This is a genomic window from Rothia sp. HMSC071F11 (assembly GCF_001809115.1).
Classification (GTDB): domain Bacteria; phylum Actinomycetota; class Actinomycetes; order Actinomycetales; family Micrococcaceae; genus Rothia; species Rothia dentocariosa.
Window position 1 is genome coordinate 267,954 of the sequence record NZ_KV795730.1, and the last position, 23,802, is coordinate 291,755.

Below are 23,802 nucleotides of genomic sequence, written 5' to 3' on the forward strand. Positions count from 1 at the left end.
GGTGAGCGCTCAGCGAAATGATACACGCCCTAACACTCAGATATTTAGGGCATGTGTACTTTCTGCCCTAGAATAGGGTGATACTTTCCAGGGGAGAACCCCCAGACCAACGCGCCGGTTTTATACCGGAGCATAACCAAAGGAGAAGCATGGCTGAAAGCAACGGCGCATGGCTCACTCAGGACGCATACGATCGGCTGACTCAGGAGCTTGAATATCTCTCAGGTCCGTATCGTCAAGAAATCGTTGACCGCATCGCCGCCGCTCGCGACGAGGGAGACTTGCGTGAGAACGGCGGATACCATGCGGCACGCGATGAACAGGGTAAAAACGAAGCTCGCATCAACCAGCTTAAGCATCTTCTGGAAAACGCCCAGGTAGGAGACGCCCCCAGCGATGACGGTGTGGTTGCCCTCGGCATGGTTATTGAGGCCGAAGTAGCTTCCCGTTCTATGAAGTTCCTGCTGGGCTCTCGCGAAATCGAGGAGACTCTGCCCGCCAACTCTGATTTGAAGGTCTTCTCGGAAAAGTCTCCGATGGGTGCGGCGATTCTGGGGGCAAAAGAAGGTGATGAGGTCACCTATCTTGCCCCTAACGGTAAGGAATTGACCGCGAAGATTGTTTCAGTCAAGCCTTTCCAGGGTTAGAATCACGAAGCTTTAAACGCACGGTGGGGTTCGGTTATATGACCGAACCCCACCTTTATATCCTGCGCAGATGACCTCTCAAAATTAGTACACCACGATGGGTTTGAAGCCTTCTTCCTCCAAAGCCGAGATAACCTGACGGCAGTGTTCCACGCCTTTGGTTTCCATATCGATCGTAATGGAGACATCGCCCATCGACAGAGAACCGCCTACGCGCGTGTGATCCACGCCAGTAACATTCGCGTCATTCTCCGAAATGATGCGCGAGATCGTCGCCAGCTCACCCGGACGGTCTGAGAGCATCATCTTAATCGTCATATACCGACCCGCCGCCGAAAGACCACGCTGAATCACCTTCAGCATGAGCATCGGGTCAATATTGCCGCCCGAGAGCACACATACGACAGTTCCCAGATCGCCGTATGTTTCCTTGAGTTTGCCGTTCATAAGCGCCGCCACCGGAACCGATCCGGCGGGTTCAACCACCAGCTTATTGCGCTCCATCAAGAAGATAAGGGCCCGGGCGATATCGTCTTCACTCACCGTCGCTACATCGTCGACAAGCTTCTTGATAATGGAAAACGGCAACTGACCGGGGCGTCCCACCGCAATGCCATCTGCAATCGTCGAGACCTTCTTCAACGGGACAAGCGCATCCGCAGCCAAGGAAAGCGGATATGCCGCCGCATGCTCAGCCTGCACACCAATGATGCGGATCTTTTTACCCAACTGTTCTTCCTTCGCACGGACCGCCGCCGAAAGACCAGCAAGCAGGCCACCTCCGCCAACGCCCACAATGATGGTATCGACCTCAGGCACCTGTTCCAGGATTTCTAATCCGATCGTTCCCTGACCCGCAATAATATCTTCGTTATCGAAGGGATGCACAAACACCGCGCCGGTCTCTTCGGCATAGCGTTTTGCTTCAGCCAGCGCCTCGTCCACGGTCGTACCGTGCAGTTCGACCTCGGCGCCGTGGTCGCGGGTTGCGGTCACCTTCGGAAGGGCTGCACCTAGGGGCATGTAAATACGCGCCTTGATACCCAGTTTCGCCGCTGCGAGAGCAACACCCTGTGCATGGTTACCCGCAGATGCGGCCACCACGCCGCGCTTCTTTTCTGCATCGCTGAGTTTTGCCATGCGCACATAGGCGCCACGCACTTTGAAGGAGCCCGCACGCTGCAAATTCTCACATTTGAAGAAAACTTCCGACCCCAGTTTGAGGCTCAGGGCACGAGAATGCGCCACAGGGGTTCGCTCGATAACCCCGTCGAGGAGCGACGCTGCTGTCTCGATATTCTCCAGGGTTACGGGTAGATCGGTTAGGGGTGCGTTCACATCGGATCCGTTCTTTACGCTCTCATCAGCTTCTGCCCTCTATTTTAGGCGATGAAGAAGCCTAATACAGAACAGAAAAGCCCGCGTTGTTCATCTCACGCGGGCTTTTCTGGAGGGGAACTGCACAATTACGTATCGTCCTTGGAAGGCGAGACGGTTTTAGTCGCCTGTGTAGAGCTAGTCTCAGGTACGGTGCCTTCGGAATCGTCTTCACCACGAATCGCTTCCCGCGCCTGCGCAACAACCTTCTGTGCTTTTTCTTCACGCTTTTTTGATTTCTCACGGCGCTCAACCTCATACGGGAAGAGGAACTCTTCACGGCGCAACTCCGGGTCATTCTCCCACTGCCGTGCAGCCAAGTAGCGCACAACCGAGTTCACAACGGCGAGCACGGGAACCGCAAATAGTGCACCCGCTGCACCGAAAATCATGGACCCGCCTGCCACCGCAAAAATCACGGCGAGCGGATGCAGCGAGACCGCTTTACCCATGATGAGCGGCTGCAGAATATGCGATTCGAGCTGCTGCACCAACAGCACAATGCCGATCATAATGAGCGCCTGAACCGGCCCCAAAGCTACCAGTGCCAGCAGAACGGCGACCGCCCCAGAAATAAGAGCACCAATAACCGGGATAAAAGACCCTAAGAAAACCAGAACGCCCAGCGGAATCGCCAGCGGAACCCCCAAAATGGCGGCGCCAACACCAATGCCCACAGCGTCAATAGCGGCCACCAAGATCTGCACCCGCACATAAGCGCCCAAGGACTTCCACCCTGCACGGCCCGCGCCGTTCACCGCATCGCGTGCCTGTTGTGGGAAGAGCTTGACGATAAACAGCCAGATGCGCTCTCCCTCCATCAGGAAGAAGACGAGGGTAAAAAGAGTAATAAGCACGCCGGTGGCAAACTCTGCAGCGGTAGAACCAACCTCTGATACGCTCCGCAAAACGGTTGAGGGGTTATTGCTCACCGCCTGTTCTATCTGATTAAGAATCTGGTTAAGCTGATCAGCGCCCAGCTCATACCCCATGCCCTTAAGCCAGTCCACGAGCTGCTGATACCCTTGAATGGCGTTGTTGGTAAGCGAGACAAACCCCCGCACAAGCTGCTGCCCGGTAAGGGCCAGTAAAGCGGCAATTCCTAAAATCATGCCGAGTTCGGCAATAGCGGTCGCGCCACCAGCACGAATACCGTGCTTACGCATAGCGTACACGGCGGGGCTTAGAAGCGCAGCCAAAAGCGCAGCCACCATCGCCGAAATAATCAGCAGAGATACCTTTGAAAGCCCCTGCCATACAAGCCACACGGCACCGACCACTACGATCAGACGCCACGACCAGGCCGCCGCAGTATTAAGAGCGTAGGGTACGCCGGTACGGGCTAATTTCTGTGCCCGCACATCCTGTTCACTCTCCCCTGCCGTTAGGTTTTGATGCGTGCTGCCGGTGCTCTGTCCGGCTACGGATTCGCTCACTCAAATCTCCTGAAAAGTCGGTGCTATAGAAATCGTCTCTCGCCCATGCCGTTGCTGCGGCATATAGTTATTCCGCAAGTCTAGCAGGCTCAAAACAAAGAATCGGCGGCACCCACCGGTTGTGAGTACCGCCGTATCCTCAATGCTGTTAGTCCCTGTTGACCATCTCGTTGATGTACATGAGAATACGCAGAATCTCAATGTACAGCCAGACCAGCGATGCGGTCAGGCCGAATGCCAAACGCCATGACTCGCGCTCGGGAAGACCTGCTTCCACCGCCTCGGCAGTGTTGGTGAAGTCCAGCAGAAGCGAGTAGGTTGCCATAGCAACAGTAAACAGCCCCACAATCAGACCCAGCGGAATACCGCCGATGCTCAGGCTGCCCAGGGGCGAACCAAACAGACCCGCACCAAGCCAGGAAACAATGCCGTAGATCAGGTAAGCGAACATACCGATCATGAAGATCTTGGTCATCTTCGGAGTAGCACGGATCTTACCGTTTGCGAAGAGAGCCAAGGTAAGACCGGCGACAATCACGCTTGCCAGCAAAGCCTGAATAGCGATGCCCGGGTAGCTCTTATTGAGCAGACCGGATATACCACCCAAAAGCAGGCCCTCGGACACGGAGTACAGCATAACCAGAGCCGGGGAAACCTTACGCTTGACGGCGTTAACGATACCCAGGATCAGACCTGCGATAAGTCCCACGAACATGAGGTAGGGCAGATACCAGGAAACTGCGGCACCGAGCACCACAAGAGCCAGGTTCAGACCGGTCTTCATGATCACATCGTTCATGGTGAGGCGGTCGCCCTCGGCAACGGGAGCATAGCCGGGCTGTGCATACGGATCGTACTGCGCCTGCTGGTACTGGTCATAGTTCGCCTGCTGCGGCTGAGCATAAGGCTGCTCGTACTGAGCATACTGGTTCGGCTGCGGCTGACCATACCCGTAGGTCTGCTGACCGTACTGCTGCGGTTCACTGGAGTAGTTCGGCTGTGCCTGATACTGACCCTGCGACGAGGAACCACCCGCACCAAAACGCCCGAAACGGGGATCGCCTTGCCTATTTTGCTTGGCGATTGAATTAATAAACGGGTTACCCGCCATCATTCTCTCCTTCGGTGAGATTTACAAAGAGTTTCTCAATATTCTATCGAATTCTGAGAAATTCCGGGGATTATTCCTCCATAAAAGCTCATATTCCAGGGTAATTTTGAGGTGCCATCATGTCTTTTTCACCCTAAGCTGTACTCCCCCACAGTTTAAGACTTCTGCAGGGTCTCAAAATCATGATCCTCCTCAAACTAGCCGGTTGTTGATTCGCGAAGCAGCCGCGAGTGAAAGCAGAGCCAGAATTAGGAAACCCACCAGCAAAAGTATGAGAGTGGTGAACGCTAAGGGTAACGCGCCGATAACAGGGCCCAGGCTTGCTCCCACGAACAGAACAAAACCGTTAAGCGCCATACCGCTGGCACGATGCGGTGCCGCCGCATCGCCGTAGAGAGTAATCATCGAGGGAATCGCTAAAGCAACACCCGCAACATAGATAAGGCTGCATACGACGATGCCAGCAAGTACCTGCGCGCACAGTACCCCACCCAGCAGCCCAAGAACAGATAAAACGTATCCAAGCTGCGCCACGCGAAGTACCCCATATTTTTTCGCATAAGAACCCGCATAAAGGCTTATCAGCATTGCCGGAAAGGCAGCAAGACGCACCCAAACAATGCCGGATGCCGCAACGCCTAGGGTTTCAAGATGCCGCCCCAGCCCCGTATACAAGGCTACGAAGACGAGAAGAAGGGTTATATGGGCAAGACCGTACAAGAGGAAAATAGGCTTGATAGAGAGGGAACCGAGAGTCACATATTGTTTCCACAACGATGTCGTTTGTCCAGTGCGGGGGCGCTCAAGCATCGTACACAGAACCAGAGAAACGGTTCCGATAAAGATAAGACCGCACACCCCGAAGAACCATCGCCAGCCAAGGCTTAGGGCAATAATAGAGGCGAATACTTGCCCAAAAATTCCAGCCGCCAAGAACGCAGTGGACATTGCACCGATAGGTCGTGCTCGCCCGGCAGGCAGTACAGATTCCGTGAGATATGCTAGGGCAACGGGTGCAAATCCGGCGGCAGCCATCCCCTGGCAGGCCCGCAGAATAGTGAGCACGCCGAGCGTAGGGGCGAAGGCGCATCCAAGGGTAGTGAGGGTAAGCACACTCAGGGAGAGAACCACAACCTTTTTTCGTCCGTAACGATCCGAAACCGGTCCCCATATAAGAAATCCCACGGCGTAAGCAAGGCTGAAGCACAGCGACAGGGCGAACGTTGCGTTAGCTCGAAAGGCAGACGAGACCGGGGCGAGCAGCGGTATAGAAGCATATAACTGTGCTAAGACGAACAGTGCCGTGGATACCAGAATTACCACCGCAGTTCGTGTAGCAGGATATTCTTCGGAGGTTGAAGAGGCCGATGTAGTGGTCCTTGTTGTCGTGTTCTCTGCATGGTGATACATGAGTAAACTCCAATCCAACGAAAGCGTTGGAATTAACCCTAGTACCATTAAGGCGTAAATTGCAACCATAACGTTGGAAGTGTCGAAAGCGAGTATTACAGATGATGGCTTGGGATACCGAAAGTACGAAACAAAAGATCAAAGATGCGGCTCTCGCCGAATTTACCGCGCACGGCCCCGATGGGACGACCGTGGAGCGTATCGCCAAGAGGGCGAAGGTCAATAAGGAGCGTATCTACAACTACTTTGGGAACAAACAAGAACTCTTCAAGGCTATTCTGCACGAAGAACTAGACCAAGTTGCCGAAGTCGTCGGTCTTACGTCGCTTGCCACCGAAGATATTGGTGATTACGCCGGACGCATGTACGACTATCACCGTGAACATCCCGATCTGTTGCGTCTGCTGCGCTGGGAATCCCTCACAATTGATGGTGAAGTCCCCCATGAGAAATACAGGCGCGGTCACTACACCTTCAAAGCGAATGCGGTGCGCGCTGGGCAAGAGGCAGGTTCCGTCACGGACGATATAGACGCCACCTATCTTGTACTTTTTATTCTCGCTATCGTGGGGTGGTGGTCGGCCATGCCGCAGGTATCTCGCATGCTCTGCGGCGAGCCCACCGAAGAGGAGCACTGCAAACGTCGCGCCGCCGTGGTGGAGGCAGCGCGGAGGCTAGGGAACCCACATTGCAAGTCGGATAAGAGCTAAACTCCTTTATTGGTACGGGGGCTTACCCGTCTAATTCGTCGAGCATGCTCTCTAAATAGTCGAGCACCGCACCGTCATTATTCGAGCCAATCACCCGCTGAGACACGGTCTTGAGCTCGTCTGAAGCGTGGGCCATTGCCACACCGGTACCGGCGAACGAGAGCATCTCAAGATCGTTATCGCTATCACCGAAGGCCACTATCTGAGCAGGGGTTATCCGCAAACGCTCACACAGATCTTTCAGCCCCGTTGCTTTATTCACACCAGCACGCACCAGGTCAATGGCACCGAAACCACTAACGAGCGGGGTTACCGTCTTCGGCAAGGTGCGCCGTAACTGTGCTGTAGCATCCGGCAGATCCCGATGCGTTACTTGCAGAGAAAATTTGATGGGAACACCACGCACCTGCTCATAAGAGCTAATACGCTCGGTTCCGGGATAAAACATACTGGCAAAAGCGAAGGGATCGATATTCTGCGGCAACGGCTTACCCTGCACCTCAAAATAGTCCCGGATAATGTTCATAACCGTTTTTTCGCGGTTTTCCAGTATAAAGCTGCTCTCTGCCGTACACACAACGATCCCAAACTGAGGCATACCGTTCAGTATCTCGTACACACGCGGCAAGTCCTCAGTAGCAAAATGATGCACCGCAAGTTCCCCGGAATCATCCGCTACATAGGCACCATTTTCTGCGATATAAATAATGTCTCGATGTTCAAAACCATGCATATACTGGCGTAATTTCGTGTAGGTATTTCCGCTTGCTACCACAAAATAAATTCCATGCCGAGACAAGCAGGTTAGGATTCTCTCAAAACGCTCAACATCGAACGTCTTATCATCATTCAGGAAAGTACCATCCATATCTACGGCAACCATACGCACGGGCTTGTTGCTGCGGTTTTCCTGCTGTGTGGGCATCGGGGTTCCTCTAATAATCGGCATGTACAAAGGCTACGTTTATAAACACAAGCTGACTGTATGCGAGAGAGAATATCGTTCTGCTCCGCACATTTTTCCATTAATTTTAGTTTCTTTATATACATAAATCGCGTGACATCACCAAAATTCCCCCTTTACAGACGTTTTCTTTCTATACTGTGAAAAGCATTCACTCTATGCACACATACAATCTCTAGGAATCATTGATGTTAAAAATACTGTCATCGCGCTCCAATGCGCATGCTTTTTGGTCCTCTGCATCAGATCAAGGGCGTTCCTTGAAACTCGGCACAAGATTTTCCGCAGCTTTTCTAGCCCTAGGACTTGCACTGAGCGGATGCTCCTCTGAAACTATCACAATTTCTGAGTCTACCGTCTCTGCGTCCAGCACCTCCTCAGCTGAACATTCTTCTGCTTCTTCACAAAGCGCGGAGGCCTCACAGCAACCCACGGTTTCCGCGCAGGATTCGGAGCAAACACCCACCGTGACCGAGGTAGGCGAATCACCTGAAGAGAATAATGCCGATACTTCGACGGCTCATCAGGGTTCCCAAGTTCGCCCCGGAACCGTCACTATAGTCAATCCTGATACCAGCTCCATCAAGCCTCAGGGAACGGCGCCTATAGGATCTGACGAGGCTAGTGAGGCCCTGCGCATCCTCAATACCCTTCCCGTTAAAGGCCGCGCTCCTAAGACCGGGTACTCCCGTGCCCAGTTCGGAGATGCCTGGAGCGATATCGACCATAACGGATGCGATACCCGCAATGACATTCTCAACCGGGATCTCACCGCAAAACAGCACAAAAACTCTCGCGGATGCGTGGTGATCTCGGGCATTCTTAACGATCCTTACACCGGGAAGGTCATTAATTTCATGCGCGGGAAAGATACCTCGGAGCAGGTTCAGATCGACCACGTGGTGGCGCTTTCTGATGCCTGGCAGTCGGGCGCTCAGGAGATTTCGGCTCAAGAACGCTTACAACTCGCCAATGATCCCGAAAACCTTCTGGCAGTTGATGGCCCTGCGAATCAACAGAAAAGCGATTCGGATGCCGCCACCTGGCTGCCAGCAAACGCATCGTTCCGCTGCTCTTATGTGGCACGTCAGATTCGGGTGAAAGCTAAGTACCACCTGTGGGTCAAACCAGCCGAAAAAGAGGCTATGATCAACGTTCTTACACCCTGCGCAGGAGCCGCAGAAGCACCCGCTCCGAAGCCTGTGCCTGATGCCCCCGCTCCTGTGCCCCAGGCAGATTCGCCGCAGGAGCAGAACCCCGCCCCGGCCCTAACTTTCCAAACCTGCGATGATGCCCGTGCTGCGGGGTATCGTAATATGCACCGAGGCGCACCGGGATATTCCGAGCATCTTGATCGTGACGGTGACGGCATAGCATGCGAGTCACGCTAAGTCTCTAAGCCTTACCTCCGTCTGCACTCCCCTACAGATACATATACCCCCGCCTTGACAAGCAGTAAGGACGGGGGTCTACTGTCACAATTCTTCATCTTGAAACCCATACAGGTGCTTTAAGAGTGCAGCATCACGCCGAACCTGTGTTTAAGCTGTGTAGAACCTGTGTAAAAAAGATTTATAGATGTTTACCTTTACTTGATAAAACTTTACGTGACAACCTTGTAGTCATGGAGAATGAAATAACTAAATCTATTGGCACCCTGATTTTCCGTGTAGCGTTGGGCTTCACCTTTGTCATGCACGGTTTCCAGAAGGCATTCCTGATCGGTCCCGCAGCAGAAGGTGCAGCGTTCGCCAAAATGGGTATTCCTGCGCCCGAGCTTTCGGCGTACTTTACCATTGGTGCCGAGCTTATTGGCGGAACTCTCTTAATCCTTGGTTTAGGAACTCGTTTTGCCGCAGCTGCCATCGCAATCGCTATGGCAGGTGCTTTTATTTTTGTTCACATCAACGACCCATTCATCACCGACCAGAAGACCGGCGCAGGTTTCGAGTACGTTTTCGTCTTGGGTATGGCAGCCATCATGTTCATTCTGACCGGTGGAGGCAGGTACTCACTAGATTCGTTCTTCAGCCGCAATAAGGCTTAACCGCCTGAGCGTTCTTCTAGAACGTATCTATCACTCATTCATCTACCCATCCTGAAGGCACCGTCATCGCTGGCGGTGCCTTCTTTATATACCGTGGCTTCTCTTCCCCTACCCGGCGATCCCATGCTTCTCATAAGGTAGAGACACATTCGTCTCCCAAGGCATACAAATAGCCCGTCACATCCGAATACACATTGGATGCGACGGGCTATTATAGTGTGCCCCCAGTGGGACTCGAACCCACACTGGACGGATTTTAAGTCCGCTGCCTCTGCCAATTGGGCTATAGGGGCAAAGTCTAAACCCGCAAGACCACTACTAAGAATAGCATTAGTTTGCGGGTTTCGACGCTATTAGGCTCGTTTAGAGCTTTGCCTTAGTCTTCGCCGGTGCCGTTCCGGTGGCCTCTTGGAAAGCGAGACGCGGGGAACGTTGGTGGCGAATCGTCGTGGTGTCACGGCCAAAGAGCTGGTTGAGTGCCCAGGTCGTCATAACGCGCACAGTACGCTCGGTCGTGGGAATTGCAGAACCGTGGTAGCCGCGGTGCATGATCCACGCGAGCGGACCTGCAAAGGTCTTGCCTTTGAAGTTTGCAACACCCTTCCACAGACCTAGACCGGCAACCACACCGATGGTCTCATGGTAGTAGTCGGTCAGAGGCTCGCCACGGCGTGATGCCAGAATATTCTTGGCGAGAACCAAAGCCTGGCGGGATGCGTGCTGTGCGTTCGGTACGCAGAAGCCGCCCACGCCGCCTCCAGAAAGGTCGGGAACGGCAGCATTATCGCCAGCAGCCCAAGCGCCCTCGACCACGCCATTATCGCCAGCCACACGCAGATCTGCGTTCACGCGAACGCGTCCGCGCTCGTCGATCGGGAAGTCGGTATTCTTGAGCATCGGCGATGCAGCAACACCAGCAGTCCAAATGAGGGTATCGGTATCCATCTCACCGGCGGGCGACTTATCCGCCATGTTGATGAGCTGCAGGTGACCGTCGGTAGCGTCTGAGAGGGAGGTATTGAGCAGAACCTCAATGCCGCGAGCGCGAAGCTCAGCCACAACCTTCTCGGCGCGGTCTTCGGGAACCTCCGGCATGATGCGCGGCGCAGCTTCGATCATCACGAAGCGCAGATCGGATACGCTCAAACGGTCGTTACGATTAACGGCTTCGCGAGCCATGTCTTCCAGTTCGGAGATGGTCTCAACACCGGCGAAACCGCCGCCGACGACGACGACGGTCAGGGCACGGCGGCGTGCATCGGGGTCATCAAGTACGGATGCAACCTCAATACGCTCCAGCACCCAGTTACGCACAGAGACGGCTTCTTCGACAGTCTTCATGCCGATAGCAACTTCGGCAAGACCGGGGATTGGGAATGCACGAGTCACGGCACCAGCACCAAGAACGATCTCATCGTATTTCAGCTCGAAGGGTTCGCCATTGTCGATAGGCTCGACCGTAGCGGTACGCTCTGCATGGTTAACGGAGACAACATGCCCAGGAATCAACTCGGTATCGCGCAGATGCTGGCGGAGCGGAACGGTAGCGTTACGGCCTTCCATCGAACCCGCAGCGACTTCGGTCAGGAACGGCTGGTAAGTCATATAGGGGTTAGGCTCTACGATGGTTACCACACCACCGGTCTGCTTGATAGCCTTCTGAATTTTCTTGGCGACGGTAAAGCCTACGTAGCCACCACCGACAATAAGAATACGGGGACGATCCTGTGCCTTATGAAACGACATATATTGCTACTTCCTAGATTTTGTTTACCCGCCACGCTTTAGCGCGCGAGCACTCAATGATACGTTCACATGCGCTTCCCGGGGGTGCAGGATACATGGACATGTGAACGAACAGAAATTCTTAAGCTTTCTCCGCAAGCCTCGACACTCGGTGCCGCAAACGCGAAAACACTATTTTTCCTGCATGTTGTATACCACTATTTTACGCGTTTATCTCGAGGAAAACACATTTATGTAGGCATGCGAAGTAAGGAAAACTGCTCATGAATGATAACGCTTCGCGTTTATGCGCCGAAGTTCTGCTCCGTCGGTGGGGTTGCGTTCCGCATCATGTAGCGCGTCCTTAGGGTGTTTTAAACCTTTGCTCTACCCACAGACCGGGTGTTAGGAGTCACGAAGTTTTCTTCCACATTTTTATCTGAGTTGTTTATTAACTGCGTGCTTTTCACCACACTATGAGGAGCTAGGGTTCTGTGGCTCAGGTTCGTGAGCCGATGAAGGCTCTGGAACGCCGGATTCCGGCGCGGCGGGTATTGAGGAACGCCCCGAAGCGGCACCCTGCAAACGAAGGCACGACGAGTTAGCCGTCTTCTTGCGCGGCGTGCGAGTACTGTGTTTCTTCTGGGCGGAAGCGACCTTTCGCGGTGCTGAGGCCGGGCGACCGTCCTGCCCCGTAGGATTCTGTACGGATGCTGAACTCGCTGCCTCGTCAGGAACATCTGGAACACCTGTTTGCGGAACTTGGCGCTTAATCCCGGAAATATGAGGCAGACGAGGTTTCCGATGCGGAGGTAACGGACCCCTACTTAAACGGTGGGCTCGATGCTGTGCCGCACCGGTCTTCTGAGCGGGCCGGTGCGAAGCTTTCCCGATCGTATCTGCCGATACCTGTGACGCTTCAGGATCGGAGGATTCCTGCCCTACGGTCGAGTCCTTAACCGGCTCGGCGGCGGGAATCTGCGGGGTGCGAGATACGCCCTCGCTCTGAGCTACAGTCTGAGCCAGGGCAGGTTTTTCTGATTCCTGAGGTTCAGGTGCGACGGGTTTTTGCTCGGGCGCAGGCGTATTCCCCTGGTCTGCCGGTTGAGTCGCTTTCGCGGGTGCGGCAGGAGTCTGCGCTACCGTATTGTGCTGGGCGGGCTGCTGAGGCTCTGCCGGTTTCTGCGTCTGCGGTAATGGCTGTTCTGGATACACCGGGGCCTGTTCAACCGAGCCTGATGCTGCTGGCTGCGCTGTGTCGAGGCTTTGTGTCGAGCCGACGTTCTGTACCGTATCCGCATTCTGTACAGAACCCACATTACCCGCGTTCTGCACGGTGGCAGGAGGTTGCGTGGGCACGGCGCTCTGCTCGGTACCCGCTGCGGCTACGCTCTTCTGGACTGCAGCCACATCCTGCTGTTTGTGTAAGTTCTGATCTGCCTCAGGTTGAAGCCCGGAAGCGGAGGGTGCTGACGGTACCGCGGCTGCGGCATCCGGTGCCGAGGAGGAAACAGGTGCAGGTGCAATCTGCGTTTGTGCCTGCGCATTAGGCACAGCAACCTCAGGTTCGGGGCTCTGGGGTGCGCTGGCAGCGGGCGGCTGAATAACGGGAGCGACCGGTGCGGAAGCCTCCGGAGCAGCAACCGAAACTGCGGAAGGCTTAGAGTGTGAAGCTTTCTCTCGCTCACCGTGGTGCAGATGAGGATGCGGCACTACATCGCGCACATTAACGTGCAGGCGATGCAGACGACGAACGCTGCGCACCGTGAGCAGCCCCAAAATGACGAAGAGAGCGCCCACGATGATAAACGGTAAAAATCCGCGATCCTCAACCGGTCGGCTGGGCTCTGGAATCTTCGCCTTAACGATAGTCTCGCCTTCTTCATGCACCGGAGTGGCCGAAGCATCGGCGGGAGTCGGAGCAGGTACTTCTTGGCGGCGGTGTACGGCGATCCAAGCCTTCAACGACCCCAGCGGATTCTCCGTAGCATCCTGCGGGGTTGAAGGGTCCAGGGCCATCAGCGGATTTATGATGCCAAACCCGTACACCGGGTCACGCCCGGCAGCACCGGTGTCGTCGGCGCTTTCGGTAATACGCTGAATAATTTGAGCCGCACTCAGATTGGGGTACTTAGACTTAATCAACGCCGCAAGACCAGAAACCAGCGGTGCGGATGCCGAAGACCCCGACCATATCATGTACTTATTCCCCGGCGCGGCAGCAATCATATCGTTGCTCGGTGCCGTCACGCCAATAGAAATACCCTGAGTCGAAGATCCCTTGGAAGCCTCACGCTGACGGTCCACGCCGCCAACCGTCAGTACCCCCGGAATAGTCGCCGGGGCACCCACCTGCGTGATACCGCTGCCACGGTTACCGGCGGATGCTACGACGACCACGCCCTTCTCTTCGGCGTAGGCAAAAGCATCGTCCCAGCTCTTGGGCCAGGTTGTCTTATTCGAGCCGATAGAAAGATTGATTACCTGCGCGCCATGATCTACCGCATAACGTACAGCGGCGGGAATCTGCTCATCAATACTTTTCTCAGCATTCGAGACCATGTTAAGGGAGATAGGCAGAATCTTGGCGTCCGGTGCCACGCCGATAACGCCCGCAGGTTTACCGGGCTGACCAGCAATCTTAGGAATACCGGAAACATTATGACCGTGACCGGCAATCAGGGATGCAACTTCGGTGCCGTGCATGGGTTCTACGCCCAGCCCCTGCCAACCGTTAGGAGAGCCCTCGCCGGAGGCGTCATAACCCTCCAGCACGTTATCTACGAGATCCGGGTGGGTGCCGTCGACGCCGGTGTCAATGACGGCAACCGTCACGCCCGATCCCGTCGATTGTTTCCACGCATCCACAATCCTGTAGTCGGTGAGCCAATATTCGTGCTGACGAACGTCGTCCTTACCTAGAACGGCAGCTTCAGCGGGAGTGAGCGTTATAGGGGTTGGTGAGGCTGTCGGAGCGGCAGATGCAGGAGCTCCGGACAGGGCTAAGCTAGTCGCAAGCGCCCCGCATCCGAGAAGCGCTACGACCCGACGTATGCTTGTGCGCGTCATCATGGCGATGTGGTTGGAACGCGTCATACCTGTGTACCTACCGTCGTTGGGTGTTAGTTGTACATGCTTAACGTACCTGGGATAGTGCTATGCCGTCCAGAATGTCATGTTCGCTCACCGTCACAGAATCGATGTTTCCTTCGGTGATCTCACGCAGACGAGTCATGATACGGGCATAAATGGTAGCCCCGGCGCCAATAACATCAACTCGACCGGGGTGCATATACCCCAGCGCGGCGCGCTCATCGCGGGTCATAGAGCGCAGCATCTCTGCCGTTTTCTGCACCGTATCTACAGAGATGGAAGAACCGTTAATAGCCTCGGAATCATAGGTCTTTAGCCCCAATGCCGCGGCAGCGATCGTGGTTGCAGTACCGGCAACGGCAACGGCCCGGGTAGCCTTTTCGAGAGGAACGCTCTGCAATACGGTGTCGATTGCCGCATCGGTGTCAGCTTCAACACGTTGAATCTGATCCGAGGTTGCGGGAGCAGATGCCATATGCCGTTCGGTCAGGCGCACGCATCCGATATTCACGCTTCTTGCCGCCTGCACACCGTCTTCGGTCCCAAGCACGAATTCGGTAGACCCACCGCCCAGGTCAAAAACTACGGTCTTAGACTCATCGGCACCGACCGCCAGTACAGCGCCCGCAAACGACAGTTCCGCCTCTTCGTCGCCGGTAATCACCTCGGGCTCAATGCCCAGAATGTCACGAATACCATCCATAAAAACCTGACGGTTTCCGGCATCGCGGGTGGCACTCGTCGCCACGAAACGAAGCTTCTTGACCTTGTGTTTACGCAAAAGTTTTGCGTATTCCCGCGTTGCCTCAAAAGTGCGGTCCAAGGCCTCTTGAGCAAGCCATCCAGTGGCATCAACCCCCTGCCCCAGGCGGACGATACGCATCTGCCGCACCACGTCGTTGAGACGGGTTACCGTGCGACCGTTAACGGTTTCGGTGCTGGCGTCAGCGATCAGAAGACGGATAGAGTTGGTACCGCAGTCAATTGCGCCAACACGCATAATGGGCTCCAATCCACGCAAGGCGTGAGGTTCTAAAGTTATCTAGCCTGCCGCAGATTAATGCGTCGAGCTACTTACATATTAGGTGCCCGTACCGGTTACAGGGAACGGCACGGGCAAAGTTATTAAAAATGGCTGAAATTAGGCATCCCGCCATGATGGTTCACATGCGCAAACCTGCGGGGTCCACCAATCGGTGATTTCATCCAGACCCCAGTCCCCCATAGGGTTAATGCCGCGGCCCACCGCCAGGGTGTGACCAATCACGGCATGCAGGCATTTGACGCGCGTGGGCATCCCGCCCGCCGAAATATTCTCAATTTCGGGCACCTCATCGGTTCCGCTGATCAGACGTATGCGCTCACGCTCGGCTAGGTAGTTTTCGTGTGCTAGGGTGTACCGGCTCGCAAGTTCGGTATCGTCCGCGAGCGCATCGGTCATCTCGTACATGAGGCCCCCCGCTTCCAGGCGGGATGCGGCCGCAGTAATCGCCGGATGCGCCAAGTAAAACACGGTTGGGAACGGGCTTCCGTTCGATAGCCTCGGCGCTGTGGCGGCAACAAGCGGGTTACCGCATACGCAGCGTGCGGGAATCTCAATAACATCCCGCACGGTACGGCCCAACTGTGCTGAGAGCACTCGGATATCTTGGTCGGTGGGCGTCAAGGTTTCTACGGTAACGCCGAAACCCTGCGGGGTGCGGTTTTTGAGGTCTTCTACAGTGCTCATAGATCTTTCTTGAAGAATCGGTACGTCAGGTTTTATCGTACAGTACAGTTCACGTGTACAGCCGTACCGGCGTTACTTATCAGCAGGTTTAGGCGAAGGAGCCTTACCATCATTCAGGGACCCCCAAAGTTTGTTCGTCCACGAATCTTCGGGAGCATTTTTCCCGGAGGCAGAGGTGCTGTCAGCCCGGCCGTCATCCGAATCTATACCGGTGACTGTGTACGGGGTATCGCCCGGCGCCACATAGAATAGGCGGCTGCGCGCCTGCTGGCGCACATAGTCGTCGTCTTGCCACCAGGTTTTCTCGGCTTGAAGCTGCACGTTTTCCTGTTTGAGTTCAGCAATGCGGGCGCGGGTAGTGTTAATTTCCCGCTGCTGATCAACATAGTTAGTCAGCGGGTATGCGGTACCCAGCAGGAGCACTGCGATCATAATAAGAATGCCCAAAAATTTTCCGCTAAAGCGATGCGCCGCGACGGGAGTCTCGTAATTCTCATCCTCATCGTGTTCGCGGTGAATGCGGCGTTCACGTGCATCGCGTTCCCTATCGGTGCGATGTGCCCGGGTACGGGCACCGAAGAAGCTGTTAGCGGCGCGCATCCAGGCGGGGCGCTGCAAATACGAGCGGTCTTCAACGGTTCGATGGGTTGCGGTGCTGTGGGGTTCCTTTGCCGCAGGTGCAGAAGATTTGACGTTCGCGGACGTAGCCTGCCGCTCGTGTGCCTCACGATGCGCTGGCTGCGGGGGCGGCAGGGTGGCCTTCGAGCGCCGCGCAGTTGGCTTCTGCTGAGCCCGCTTATCTGCGGTGTTGGTCGTGCGGGATGAACCGGGTTTATGCGCCTTCTGCTTGCGGGCACGGGATTTACGGGCAGATGCTGGAGCATCAGAAAGACTTTCGCGCGCGGCGGCGGACTGGCTGCCACGTGATGTGCGACCTCGACGCGGTTCCTGCCCCGCCGGGCTTTTGCGTCGTTCACGTCCGTCGCGCTGAGCCATCATGTAGTGCTTTCCTTCCCTGCCCCTAAGTCTTTGATTACCATTCTAAGCTACCGTGAACGTTCAGACGGAGTTATCCCCCGAAAAAGTGATATACCCGAACTATTGCGAGTGCATTCCCCTAACCCCTAGGGAAAACTGCGCTATTAGATTCGGAGGGATACATGTTCAAGAACCATAAAGCGCGCCATCGTTGTATGCGCCCTTCTAGAGAGAAGTCTACGAAGAAAAACAGGAGATAAAAAATCTGGTGCTCTCGCAGGTCATGGACCAGTCGAGAGCACCAGATTACAATGTATACGGTTCTAGCCGTCCGTATATTATCGCGTTACGCCTTCTTGAAGCGGGGGAATGCTGACTTGCCAGCGTAAACAGCGGCATCGCCCAGCTCTTCCTCAATGCGCAGCAGCTGGTTGTACTTTGCCACGCGCTCGGAACGTGCGGGTGCACCGGTCTTGATCTGACCCGCGTTAGTTGCCACAGCGAGGTCGGCAATGGTGACGTCTTCGGTCTCGCCGGAACGGTGAGAAACCATGCAGCGGTATTCGTTGCGCTGTGCCAGTTCCATAGCGTCCAGGGTCTCAGTGAGCGAACCAATCTGGTTGACCTTCACCAGCAGAGCGTTTGCCGCACCCTCGTTGATGCCCTTCTCAAGGCGCTCGGGGTTGGTCACGAATAGGTCGTCACCGACGATCTGAACCTTGTCACCAATCTGCTCGGTCAGGGTCTTGTAGCCTGCCCAGTCGTTCTCGTCCAGCGGATCCTCAATGGAAACCAGCGGGTACTTCGCCACAAGATCAGCATAGTATGCGCTCATCTCTTCGGCGGACTTCTTCTGACCCTCGAAGTCATAGGCACCGTCATTGTAGAACTCGGAGGACGCAACATCCAGTGCGAGAGCAACCTGCTCGCCGGGCTTGTAACCAGCCTTCTCGATTGCCTCGATAATGAGGTCAAGAGCCGCAGCGTTGGATTCAAGGTTCGGTGCGAAGCCACCTTCATCGCCCAGGCCGGTGGAGAGGCCACGGTCGTGCAGCACGGACTTGAGCGAGTGGTAAACCTCAACACCGGCGCGCAGAGCATCCGAGTAGTTCTCGAAACCGATGGGAGCAATCATGAACTCCTGAATATCAACGTTGGAGTCTGCGTGAGAGCCACCGTTGAGGATGTTCATCATGGGAACGGGAAGCACGTGGGCGTTGGGGCCACCCAGATACTTGTAGAGGGGAAGGTCTGCGGACTCTGCGGCTGCCTTAGCGACGGCCAGAGAAACACCCAGAATTGCGTTAGCGCCGAGTTTGCCCTTGTTGTTGGTGCCGTCCAGAGCAATCATGGTTGCATCAACAGTACGCTGATCAGCGGCGTCGATACCGATAATTTCTTCCGAAATCTCTTCAATAACAGATTTGACGGCACCCAGAACGCCCTTGCCTAGGTATACGGACTTGTCGCCATCGCGACGCTCGACTGCCTCCCACTCGCCAGTGGATGCGCCCGAAGGCACAGCGGCACTTGCGAAAGCACCATCTTCGAGCAGAACCTCAACCTCAACGGTCGGGTTGCCGCGGGAATCCAAAATCTGACGGGCGTGAACTGCGGTAATAACAGCCATGAAATTGCTCCTTAGAGAGTACAGGATATGACGGCTCGCTCCTGTGATGTTGGGCGAGTCCCGTTGCCCTAAATTTTACCAAAACTCCCACACAAACACACTAGTTACCACGGGATTTTTTGCGATTCCTGAGGGTATCCAACACCTTTAGTCCCTTGTAAACTCGCCTCTCAAAAGTCATTCCCCCTGTGGACGCAGCATGTCCTCGCACCGCAGGCACCAATTCGAACCCCAACCGATAACGACAAAGTTCTTTATCACACTCTACTAAAACGATTGAACATCTTTAGAGCCGGTTTCTACATCGCGCAACACAGGTGTGTAGTGCTTTATGCCCCACCCACGAATGTAACCAGTGGAGCTCTATTTCAGGGCATAAAACAGACACCTTTAGATGCGAAAAACTATCGCATCTAAAGGTGTCTGATAAATACTCTTCAGCCTACGCGGCCACGAGGCTATTGGTTGTACTCAATAAACTTGCGGGTGTAAGTACGCAGGGCACGTTCCGCATCCAGCCCATTCTGACGCGCGCGGCACACAAGCGAAAAAAGTAGCTCACCGAATTCTTCCTCACTATAGGTAAAAGGAAGATCATCGTCCAAGGAGGTAGGCTCCGGCGGAAGCACAATGTCGGCCTTGCGGGCCTTAGCAATCGTCTTCTCCGCTAGGGCCAGTGCAGGAAGATGAGGGGGAATGCCGTCAAGCGGACCTCGATCGGATTTCTCCGTCTTCTTAAGCTCATCCCAGAAAACCTGTTGTTCGGCGGCGGTCATCCGGGACTCGTCCGAAGAATCACTGAAAACATTCGGGTGCCGATCGTGAAGCTTTGCGTCCAGACCCTCGATCACCTGCTCGATCGTAAAGCCGCCCGGTTCTGCCGCCGCAATATCGGCATGGAAGAGAACCTGAAGCAGAACATCGCCCAACTCTTCGCGTAGAAGCTGCAGGTTTGTACCCTCGGGTGCCTCGACAGCCTCCACGACCTCATAGGATTCCTCAATGAGGTATCGAATGAGGGACTGATGAGTCTGTTCGGCATCCCAGGGGCACCCATCGGGGGCGCGCAGGGTTGCCATCGTCTGCACCAGACGCTCGAAGGCTTTCCCCGCGCGTACGGCAACTTCAGCTACCGTTTTCTCAGAAACTCTATCTTCATTCACGGGCAGGCTTCTCCTACATGCTCCAGTGAGTCAGAGCATTCGCCATATGCGCCGGAATCTTAGCCCCCAGACGCGGGAACATGCGCAGTTCCTCTACGTAGCGATCGGCCTCAAGCTGGCGGGGGTACCTTACGAAAGCCTGCTCATTCGAGTAATCGAATGCAGACTGCACGGGCACGCCCGGGGTGAAGGTCAGGCTCATGGCGAGTGGCGACCCTTCACCTTCGCTGTAGGAATCGGCCTTGAGCGTGGGAATACCCAAATCTTCTTCCGAAACTAACTCGAAGGTTCGTACCTGCTCCCAGAATCCGTTGCGGCGCACGTGGGTGAGCACATCGTAGTAAGAGCCCACCGAACGCACCCGGATCAACACGGTCGTTGCGTCCTTGGCGCTGCCATTCTCGCCGAAAAGAGCTTCGGTCACCGGTGCCAGATGCTCGATCACCTTGGCGTCGGTGAGTACCAGGTTACCCTCGGCAAGCGCATCGCCAGCGAGCACGGAAGAATGTGCCTGATGCGCGGGGGTATCCGGCTCGGCCTCTGCGGGAGGCAGATCTGCGGATTCGTGCTGCGCGGTCTTACCGTCTGCATTTGAGGTTTCAGACTGAGCAGCAACAGCGGTTGCAGACTGCCCGGCGAGAGCATCCTGCTTATTCGACGCCGATTCCTGATGCTTCGTGTCAGTCGAGCCTGTCAGCGAGTCCTTCTCGACTTCGGGGACGAGAGCGAGGTCATCCACATGCTTGGGCAGTGCAGAGGAACTGTGGGTACTGGTGGTGTCAGCCTGGGATTCCTCCACCACAGCCTGAGTTACATTCGCACTCTGATTCTCTGAGGTGTAACCCGCAGTAGTCTTGGCATCACTCTCAGCCTTGACGGTGCTTTCGGAATCAGCCGCCTTCTGTGAGTCCTCGCTCGTCTTATCAGCAGCGGACTTCGAGTCGGTACCCGAGGTCTTCACCGCAGCGGAAGTATCCGCAGCGTCTTCCTTCGCATTCGATGCAGTCTTCTTTGCTTCGGAGGATGCCACGATAGTCGCCAAAGCCGCCTGCATGCTGTTGAGTTCTTCTTCGTCTTCAGAAGATTTCTCAACCTTGGTTTTCTCTACCTCAGCTTCGGGAGTGGAGAGATCGGAAGAGTCCTTGGCTACGGATACGCCAGACACCGACGATTTCTCGGATTTATCGGAGACAGCACCGGCTTTAGCACTGTCAGTCTCGGTCTTGCTCTGCTCAGCAGCTTGAGCATTGTGACGACCGGTGACATTCTGCGGATCCGCATCGTAATCGTATTCGTAGCGCGAATCCTCGCGGTCGCTCTTCGACGATCCCGCGATCCCGGCAGCCGTCACGCCTGCGGCGCCAAGGGTACCTGCAGCGAGCGCGCTTGAACTGCTCTTGGTCGATTCTGCTGTAGCAGAATCAGACTTTGCAGTATCTGCCTGAGCCTTCGCCGAAACTTCCTGCGCCTTGTCCTGAGCCTCGGAGGACTTCTTCTCGGAATCTACGGTATGTTCGGATTTCTCAGACTTCTGTGAATCTTGAGTATCGACCTTGTCGGCATCAGCAGACTTGACGTTCTGGGTGTGGTCATCAAGATCTTTCGCCTTCTGAGACTCAGCAGTCTTAGCCTGTTCATCGCTCTTATCCTGAGCGAGCTTTGCCTCAGATTCCTTCTGTGAAGAGGTATCATCGGCGGAATCAGCCAGCGCTGAGGTCTTCGCGGTCGACGTTTTCTGATCTGCAGCATTGGTGGATGCGGTGCTCTGGTCAGCGGAGGACTTTGCCGATTCGGCGCTTTTCGCTGATGAGTCTTTCTGTGAAGCCGAGTCTTTCTCGCTCGTTTCGAGAATGTAATCCGTGGTGTAGCTCGATGCATCGGCGGTGTTCGTGTACGAAGCCTGTACCGCTACTAGCCCGTTCTCACTGGGGTTTGCTACCACGAGGGCACGGTTCCACACCCTGCCCGCGTCCTGTGCTCGCACGTAGAGCGAGGCAATCGACGAGAACCACGCATCGGTCGGAACCACAACACCCTGTTCGACTTCGCTGCCGCGATGGAAAATCCGGTAGTGCATATCGTCGCCCAGCTGACGCAGTTCGTAGGACACCTTCCCGGAGCCGTATCCGCGCATCGCAGTTACGAGGTCGTGCAGCGGATTCTCGGGGGTGAGAACCTCCGCTTTTTCGTTCCCTTCAACGGATGCTGCTGCATGTGATGATGCGGCTGCGGCGCCGTTCTGAGAAGCTTTTTCATCGCGCGCAGTTTTTTCAACGTCCTGTTTCTTGGAGTCTTTATCTGTGGAAGAGTGGGCTGAGACCTCATCTGCCACGGTCTTCTCGTGCTGTACAGCCATCTTCTCGGCAGAGGTCTTCTCAGCCGAAGTTTCGACGCTGCGATTCTTCTCGGGAGCCAAGGTTTCAGGATCGTTACGGTCATCAAGATGTTTGGCGGAGCCCGTTGCCCCCGAGCCGACAAACTCGATCTTGTCGGACTTCTTCGAGGCTGACGGGGTGCCCGAAGACTCCAACCCGCTCGTCGCCTGAGCCTCAGGGCTAGGTGACTTTTTCTCGTGTGCAGAGGCTTTTACATCCGAAGCAGATTCGGATTCCTGGGGTGTGGCCTCAAGCGTAGACTTCGAGTCGGCATTCGCGGTCTTCTTATCGTTTGAGTTCTTAGACTCAACACCGGGCGCGGGAACGAAAGCAGGCTTCTCTTCGGCGTCGGTTGGCACGACTCCTGCGGCAAGTTTCTCTCGCTCACGATCCTCAACGTTCGGAGTCTTGATGTCCACAGATTCTTTCTCAGCAGCAGAAGACGGGGAGGCAGCCGCATCGGCGTGTGAGGATACTGAGGAGGTATTCCCCTCGTGCTCGGTGCCGTATTTCGTCTCGTTAAATTCTTTAAGTGCGTCCTGCACGTTTTGCTTCTGGGAGCCCTCTTCGGTCTGTGCCGACGCGGTACCCGAAACCGACGCTGCGTTCGATGAGGGAACCGCAGTGGCGGAAGAGTTAGTCTCAAAGGCGTCCGCAGGCATACTTGTTGCGCGGTACTCAGAAATCTGGGGTGCACGTTTCGGGGCAGAAGCGTCGGATGTATGGGCTGCTTCCTGTGTGAAAGAACCCGTCTGAGCGGCATCTGCGTTCGCAGCCTGTGAGGAGGCACCCACGGTTTTCTTGCTTTCTGCTGACCCGGAAGTCCTAGCTTCGCCTGCTGTGGATGCCGAAGGCTCAGCAGAAGAGCCGCTGTGCTGTGCAGACTGTTTCAAAGCATCGACGTTAAGGTCAGAAGTATCTTTGCTCTTCTGCTCTTCCTGTTGCATGCGAGTGCTCTCAGCCTGCACAAACCGACGTAGGGAATTCTCCCAACGCTGCTGTTCATTCACACGTTCCGCGAGGGTACGATCCGATGCCTCTGCATCGGAGTTAGGGAGGGCGGATTTTACGTCGTCAGCCTGCGCTTCTGCATCAGCCTGGGCGGCTTTCGCCTGCTCTTCCCACTTCTTCTTACCGATTCCAAAGAATCCCACAGAGTTCTCCCACTCGTCAGCTGTTCGGCGCCCCGCAATGATGCGGCGCGGTTCGGTCATCCCCTATAGTTTATCCTGCAAATGTTGTTCATGAGTGGGTATGACGCAGGTTTTGACGTTCATGCGCGGCTTAACACCGTTTTTTCTAGGGTAGACATCACTATTTTGGTTTTTCAGGCGCAATCCCACTCCCCCGGCAGATGCCCGCTATTTCGGCGATGCACCCGCACTTGACGTATTCCTCCTGTGACGA

The 23,802-nt window shown here is 55.3% G+C and carries 17 protein-coding genes and 1 tRNA gene; 4 read left to right on the forward strand and 14 right to left on the reverse strand.

Features of this window, described 5'->3' with window-relative positions:
- The first annotated feature begins 149 nt into the window (after positions 1-149).
- Complete coding sequence (gene greA / locus HMPREF2554_RS02130) at positions 150-647, forward strand: transcription elongation factor GreA (protein WP_004006080.1); 498 nt, start codon at positions 150-152, stop codon at positions 645-647.
- 84 nt (positions 648-731) lie between these two features.
- Here greA and ilvA read toward each other — a convergent pair whose 3' ends face one another.
- From ilvA to HMPREF2554_RS02150, 4 genes are all read right to left on the reverse strand, one after another.
- Positions 732-1,985: a threonine ammonia-lyase gene (ilvA, locus tag HMPREF2554_RS02135; RefSeq protein WP_013398582.1), complete on the reverse strand. Its 1,254-nt coding sequence runs from the start codon at positions 1,983-1,985 to the stop codon at positions 732-734.
- A gap of 128 nt (positions 1,986-2,113) precedes the next feature.
- On the reverse strand, positions 2,114-3,460 hold the full coding sequence (locus HMPREF2554_RS02140) for an AI-2E family transporter (protein ID WP_013398581.1): 1,347 nt from the start codon (positions 3,458-3,460) through the stop codon (positions 2,114-2,116).
- Positions 3,461-3,608: 148 nt separating this feature from the next.
- Positions 3,609-4,571: a Bax inhibitor-1/YccA family protein gene (locus HMPREF2554_RS02145; protein ID WP_004006077.1), complete on the reverse strand. Its 963-nt coding sequence runs from the start codon at positions 4,569-4,571 to the stop codon at positions 3,609-3,611.
- A 192-nt stretch (positions 4,572-4,763) separates the two neighbouring features.
- Positions 4,764-5,981 carry an MFS transporter gene (locus tag HMPREF2554_RS02150; RefSeq protein WP_115333583.1) on the reverse strand — a complete coding sequence of 406 codons (1,218 nt, stop codon included), beginning with the start codon at positions 5,979-5,981 and terminating at the stop codon, positions 4,764-4,766.
- Between the two features lie 101 nt (positions 5,982-6,082).
- On the opposite strand from HMPREF2554_RS02150, the gene HMPREF2554_RS02155 reads away from it, so the two are divergent.
- A complete protein-coding gene (locus HMPREF2554_RS02155; protein WP_013398578.1) occupies positions 6,083-6,691 on the forward strand; it encodes a TetR/AcrR family transcriptional regulator in 609 nt (202 codons plus the stop codon).
- 22 nt (positions 6,692-6,713) lie between these two features.
- Here HMPREF2554_RS02155 and HMPREF2554_RS02160 read toward each other — a convergent pair whose 3' ends face one another.
- A complete protein-coding gene (locus HMPREF2554_RS02160) occupies positions 6,714-7,616 on the reverse strand; it encodes a Cof-type HAD-IIB family hydrolase (protein WP_013398577.1) in 903 nt (300 codons plus the stop codon).
- Positions 7,617-7,843: 227 nt separating this feature from the next.
- Between HMPREF2554_RS02160 and HMPREF2554_RS02165 the strand changes: the two genes are divergently transcribed.
- Both HMPREF2554_RS02165 and HMPREF2554_RS02170 read left to right on the forward strand, forming a co-directional pair.
- Positions 7,844-9,046 (forward strand): GmrSD restriction endonuclease domain-containing protein, encoded by a 1,203-nt coding sequence (locus HMPREF2554_RS02165; RefSeq protein WP_013398576.1) that lies wholly within the window; start codon positions 7,844-7,846, stop codon positions 9,044-9,046.
- A gap of 233 nt (positions 9,047-9,279) precedes the next feature.
- Entirely contained in the window at positions 9,280-9,702 is a 423-nt protein-coding gene (locus HMPREF2554_RS02170; protein WP_013398575.1) for a DoxX family protein, read from the forward strand.
- A gap of 219 nt (positions 9,703-9,921) precedes the next feature.
- On the opposite strand, the gene HMPREF2554_RS02175 is transcribed toward HMPREF2554_RS02170, so the two are convergent.
- From HMPREF2554_RS02175 to HMPREF2554_RS02215, 9 genes are all read right to left on the reverse strand, one after another.
- Positions 9,922-9,995, reverse strand: a tRNA-Leu gene (locus tag HMPREF2554_RS02175).
- 70 nt (positions 9,996-10,065) lie between these two features.
- On the reverse strand, positions 10,066-11,448 hold the full coding sequence (locus HMPREF2554_RS02180) for an NAD(P)/FAD-dependent oxidoreductase (RefSeq protein WP_070553776.1): 1,383 nt from the start codon (positions 11,446-11,448) through the stop codon (positions 10,066-10,068).
- A 453-nt stretch (positions 11,449-11,901) separates the two neighbouring features.
- Positions 11,902-14,523: a S8 family serine peptidase gene (locus HMPREF2554_RS02185; RefSeq protein WP_070553779.1), complete on the reverse strand. Its 2,622-nt coding sequence runs from the start codon at positions 14,521-14,523 to the stop codon at positions 11,902-11,904.
- Positions 14,524-14,563: 40 nt separating this feature from the next.
- Positions 14,564-15,520, reverse strand: coding sequence for a Ppx/GppA phosphatase family protein (locus HMPREF2554_RS02190; protein ID WP_013398572.1), 957 nt, complete (start codon positions 15,518-15,520; stop codon positions 14,564-14,566).
- Between the two features lie 141 nt (positions 15,521-15,661).
- Complete coding sequence (locus HMPREF2554_RS02195) at positions 15,662-16,249, reverse strand: DUF501 domain-containing protein (RefSeq protein ID WP_070553781.1); 588 nt, start codon at positions 16,247-16,249, stop codon at positions 15,662-15,664.
- A 72-nt stretch (positions 16,250-16,321) separates the two neighbouring features.
- The gene (locus HMPREF2554_RS11390) at positions 16,322-17,248 is read right to left on the reverse strand and encodes an FtsB family cell division protein (RefSeq protein WP_141744355.1); all 927 of its coding nucleotides are present in this window, start codon (positions 17,246-17,248) and stop codon (positions 16,322-16,324) included.
- A gap of 325 nt (positions 17,249-17,573) precedes the next feature.
- Positions 17,574-18,857, reverse strand: a complete 1,284-nt coding sequence (eno, locus tag HMPREF2554_RS02205; protein ID WP_070553784.1) for a phosphopyruvate hydratase — start codon at positions 18,855-18,857, stop codon at positions 17,574-17,576.
- Positions 18,858-19,315: 458 nt separating this feature from the next.
- The gene (locus HMPREF2554_RS02210; protein ID WP_070553786.1) at positions 19,316-20,020 is read right to left on the reverse strand and encodes a nucleoside triphosphate pyrophosphohydrolase; all 705 of its coding nucleotides are present in this window, start codon (positions 20,018-20,020) and stop codon (positions 19,316-19,318) included.
- 13 nt (positions 20,021-20,033) lie between these two features.
- On the reverse strand, positions 20,034-23,609 hold the full coding sequence (locus tag HMPREF2554_RS02215; protein WP_070553788.1) for a hypothetical protein: 3,576 nt from the start codon (positions 23,607-23,609) through the stop codon (positions 20,034-20,036).
- Between the last annotated feature and the right edge of the window lie 193 nt (positions 23,610-23,802).

Excerpts from the sequence above, each read along its gene's own strand:
- greA (WP_004006080.1), top strand. The coding sequence starts at position 150 with ATGGCTGAAAGCAACGGCGCATGGCTCACTCAGGACGCATACGATCGG.
- HMPREF2554_RS02145 (WP_004006077.1), bottom strand. The coding sequence starts at position 4,571 with ATGGCGGGTAACCCGTTTATTAATTCAATCGCCAAGCAAAATAGGCAA.
- HMPREF2554_RS02150 (WP_115333583.1), bottom strand. The coding sequence starts at position 5,981 with ATGTATCACCATGCAGAGAACACGACAACAAGGACCACTACATCGGCC.
- HMPREF2554_RS02155 (WP_013398578.1), top strand. The coding sequence starts at position 6,083 with ATGATGGCTTGGGATACCGAAAGTACGAAACAAAAGATCAAAGATGCG.
- HMPREF2554_RS02160 (WP_013398577.1), bottom strand. The coding sequence starts at position 7,616 with ATGCCCACACAGCAGGAAAACCGCAGCAACAAGCCCGTGCGTATGGTT.
- HMPREF2554_RS02165 (WP_013398576.1), top strand. The coding sequence starts at position 7,844 with ATGTTAAAAATACTGTCATCGCGCTCCAATGCGCATGCTTTTTGGTCC.
- HMPREF2554_RS02170 (WP_013398575.1), top strand. The coding sequence starts at position 9,280 with ATGGAGAATGAAATAACTAAATCTATTGGCACCCTGATTTTCCGTGTA.
- HMPREF2554_RS02180 (WP_070553776.1), bottom strand. The coding sequence starts at position 11,448 with ATGTCGTTTCATAAGGCACAGGATCGTCCCCGTATTCTTATTGTCGGT.
- HMPREF2554_RS02185 (WP_070553779.1), bottom strand. The coding sequence starts at position 14,523 with ATGACGCGTTCCAACCACATCGCCATGATGACGCGCACAAGCATACGT.
- HMPREF2554_RS02190 (WP_013398572.1), bottom strand. The coding sequence starts at position 15,520 with ATGCGTGTTGGCGCAATTGACTGCGGTACCAACTCTATCCGTCTTCTG.
- HMPREF2554_RS02195 (WP_070553781.1), bottom strand. The coding sequence starts at position 16,249 with ATGAGCACTGTAGAAGACCTCAAAAACCGCACCCCGCAGGGTTTCGGC.
- HMPREF2554_RS11390 (WP_141744355.1), bottom strand. The coding sequence starts at position 17,248 with ATGATGGCTCAGCGCGACGGACGTGAACGACGCAAAAGCCCGGCGGGG.
- eno (WP_070553784.1), bottom strand. The coding sequence starts at position 18,857 with ATGGCTGTTATTACCGCAGTTCACGCCCGTCAGATTTTGGATTCCCGC.
- HMPREF2554_RS02215 (WP_070553788.1), bottom strand. The coding sequence starts at position 23,609 with ATGACCGAACCGCGCCGCATCATTGCGGGGCGCCGAACAGCTGACGAG.